Origin of the sequence: Ruminococcus sp. 210702-SL.1.03, assembly GCF_020559915.1 — a bacterium.
GTDB lineage: Bacteria > Bacillota > Clostridia > Oscillospirales > Ruminococcaceae > YE71.
Genome location: NZ_JAJCLZ010000068.1, coordinates 1 through 2,955, shown reverse-complemented (window position 1 = coordinate 2,955; position 2,955 = coordinate 1). Strand labels below are relative to the sequence as shown.

General features: G+C 35.1%; 2 protein-coding genes. Both read right to left on the bottom strand.

All coding sequences use genetic code 11. The features are described 5' to 3' along the window. Positions 1–155 precede the first annotated feature (155 nt). Positions 156–734, bottom strand: coding sequence for an accessory gene regulator ArgB-like protein (locus LI114_RS13250; RefSeq protein ID WP_117905959.1), 579 nt, complete (start codon positions 732–734; stop codon positions 156–158). A 554-nt stretch (positions 735–1,288) separates the two neighbouring features. Next, positions 1,289–2,450 (bottom strand): IS3 family transposase gene (locus tag LI114_RS13245; RefSeq protein WP_227221064.1). Its coding sequence is split into 2 segments (ribosomal slippage): positions 1,289–2,164 and positions 2,166–2,450, totalling 1,161 coding nucleotides; the frame shifts between segments, so codons are not numbered across the junction. Between the last annotated feature and the right edge of the window lie 505 nt (positions 2,451–2,955).

Here is a 2,955-nt window from a genome sequence, read left to right as displayed (position 1 = left end):
AAGCTTTTTAATTGCTTTCATATTCTTCACCCCTTTTCTTTTTCAAAAATTTATGTAAATCCTCCGGCTCCTTCGGCTGACAATAGGTTATGCTGCAGGCTTGACCTGTTACTAATGTCGTTATGCCATAGATCGCACTGAGAATTAACGTATTATTACGATTTCATATGTAGTCTTATTTTCTCTGCAATCATCGCACAATTTAATGTAAATATTCCCGTTACTGAATAAAAACATATTTCTGATTTAAAAAAATAAAATATTATGCAGAATATTGTCCATACAAAAAATGAAATCAAAGATTTTTTTCTTAACTTCATCTTCTTTTTTTCTGAAATAGGTTTGTTCGGATGTTCAACCGGTGCAAATCTAAATAATATTATTGCTGATAAAATCCATAAGATCGGCGATAATATACTCATAGTAGTTATACTAATAGTTTTTATTGATAAAATAAAAACAGAAAGCACACAAACAAGTGTAAGCATACATCCCCAATGCGTATCAGCATGATATCCTCCAGCATACATTCTTATCGTAACAAACGCTGTTAAATTGAAAAAGCAGGGTATAAATTCATTAGAAATTAAAGCAATAATAATAGCTACAACCAAATTGAAAATTGTGGATAACAGTAACTCTATTCCATATGCATAAACTTCGGAATCTTCCGCCGCTATAATTTTATTGTCGGAAAAAAAACACGCCATACCTTTTGCGAGTTTTGAAATCATCACTCATCACCTCGCTTTTAGTATAGCGTGTCTAAATTGTTTTTTTCAATAGTTTTGCGTCAAATGACATTTCTTGACTTAAAAACTCATCTGCTTTAATAATTTGTTAATATATCATCAGAAGGATCAAGATAAGAACATTATAACTTCTTTTAATTTTGAGTAATCTATAAAAAGTGAATCGTTATTTGTTTATAAAAATAAAGCGATACCACAATTATTGCGGTATCGCTTCCTGACCCCCAAAAACCTTAACAATATTTAACATAGTATAATTACCATAGTAAGATTCTGTAGCGTTAGTGGTTTACTGGTTGTTTTTTCAGATTATTATCAATATCTTCTTATTTTTTATAATGATACATTGTACGTATAATAACTACTGAAATTGTCTAATAAAATAGTAATTTTACCCACGCTACACGTCAAATTTTGTATTAAGTTCTATAATTGAATGAAGGTCTCTATAATGTCCCCCTTGTCAAGACACAAATGAAAAAAATTATCGTGACAGCGAAAACCTTGTATAGCCATCCAAAAAACGTAAGCAAAATTTATGCAGCATTGCATACAGACTTGGCTTGGTAAACCTGCACAGGCAACTTGTAGCCAAGCGCCTGATGGGGTCTTTCGTTGTTGTAATCCTTGATGTAACTACCAATCTGCTGCCGCAGCTCTCTGGGATTGCTGTATTCATTGATATAAATCAACTCCGTTTTCAAGCTGCGAAACCAGCGTTCAATTACCACATTATCCACCCATCTAGCTTTTCCGTCCATACTCTGGCGGATATTCTTCGCTTTCAGAAATTCAATATAGTCATTGCTTGTAAACTGGCTGCCCTGATCAGAATTGATAATTTCAGGATTGCTGTATTGTTCCATGGCATTTGTGACTGCTGCTAAAACCGGTGCAGTATCCAGCGTATCAGACAATTCATAGCCTACGATAAAACCGCTGTACCAATCAATAATCGCTGTCAGATACATATGGCTGCGCCCCATTTTGATATAGGTGATGTCAATTGACCATACCTGATTTGGTCGGTCAATTTTTAGATTTTTCAGCAGATACGGAAATTTTAAACTGTTCTTTCCGGGCTTTGAAAGATTGGATTTCGGATAAACCGGACAGATATTCATTTCCGCCATATAACGTCTGACAAGCTTTCTGCCGATTGCAATCCCGTCTTCCTGTACAAGCTTTTCTTTGATTTTCCGATGACCAATGTAGCAGAATTTTGTGTGCCAGTAGTCAATACGTGATTTGATGTATTCCTCACGCTCCAAGGCTTTTTCTGCCGGTTCAACAGGCTGATAGTACATCGAAGTGCGGTTGATTTCAAGCAGTTCACACTGTTCCTTAATGTTCAGCCTATCATTCTTCATAACCAGACTTTTCCTTCCAGTCAGGTCCGAGCACTTCTTCAGATTTTTTTTTGAGCCAGTCCACCTGAACTGTCAGGTGACCGATTTTCTGCATAAGCTTTTCTTCCCGCTTTTTTGAGTTCTCAGCTGCTCTTTTTGCTTCCTTTTCTGATTTTGAACCATTAAAGGCACGGGATGCATTCTCAAGAAATTCCTTTTTCCAATTTTTCAGCTGATTGACGTTGATTCCTTCACGACTTGCTATCTCGCTGATCGTCTGCTCTCCCTCCAGTATTTCTATTACGATTTTTGCCTTGTACTCTGGTGTGTATGTGTTCCTCTTCGCCATTATCGTGTCCTCCTGTTTCTTTCTTTTATTATACCACTGTCACGATGTTTTGGCAATTTTGTGTTCAGTTTCTAGGGTACATTATACTCTTTCTTCGCTTTACAATGTTTTTAATTATAAGTGTGATAAATATAATTATAGTAGCACATATAAAGACGAAAACGATAATACCAAACGTGTTATTATTAGGAGTATAGTAATCAATTTTTAGATTATTGCTGCTAATGTTATAAATAATACCTCCAGTCAAATAACCCTTAGCTTTTTTTATTGTTCCGACATCAGAAACACTTATTACTTCCTTATCCTCATTCAGTATGGCTACTTTGATTTTTGGGGAATATTGCATTAACAAGTCAAAATTCTTATTGGACCCTCTGAAAAAAAGTCTGTAAAAAGTCAGTCAACTGTGGTATAATAAAAATAACACAGGAGGCTGATTTTTTATGAGAAGAAGAAAAAGAGAACCAATGAGCGAAGGAAAAAAGAACATCATCGGAATGCT

What these genes read in the sequence shown, in the direction of transcription:
- LI114_RS13250 (WP_117905959.1), bottom strand. Translation starts at nt 734, where the DNA reads ATGATTTCAAAACTCGCAAAAGGTATGGCGTGTTTTTTTTCCGACAAT.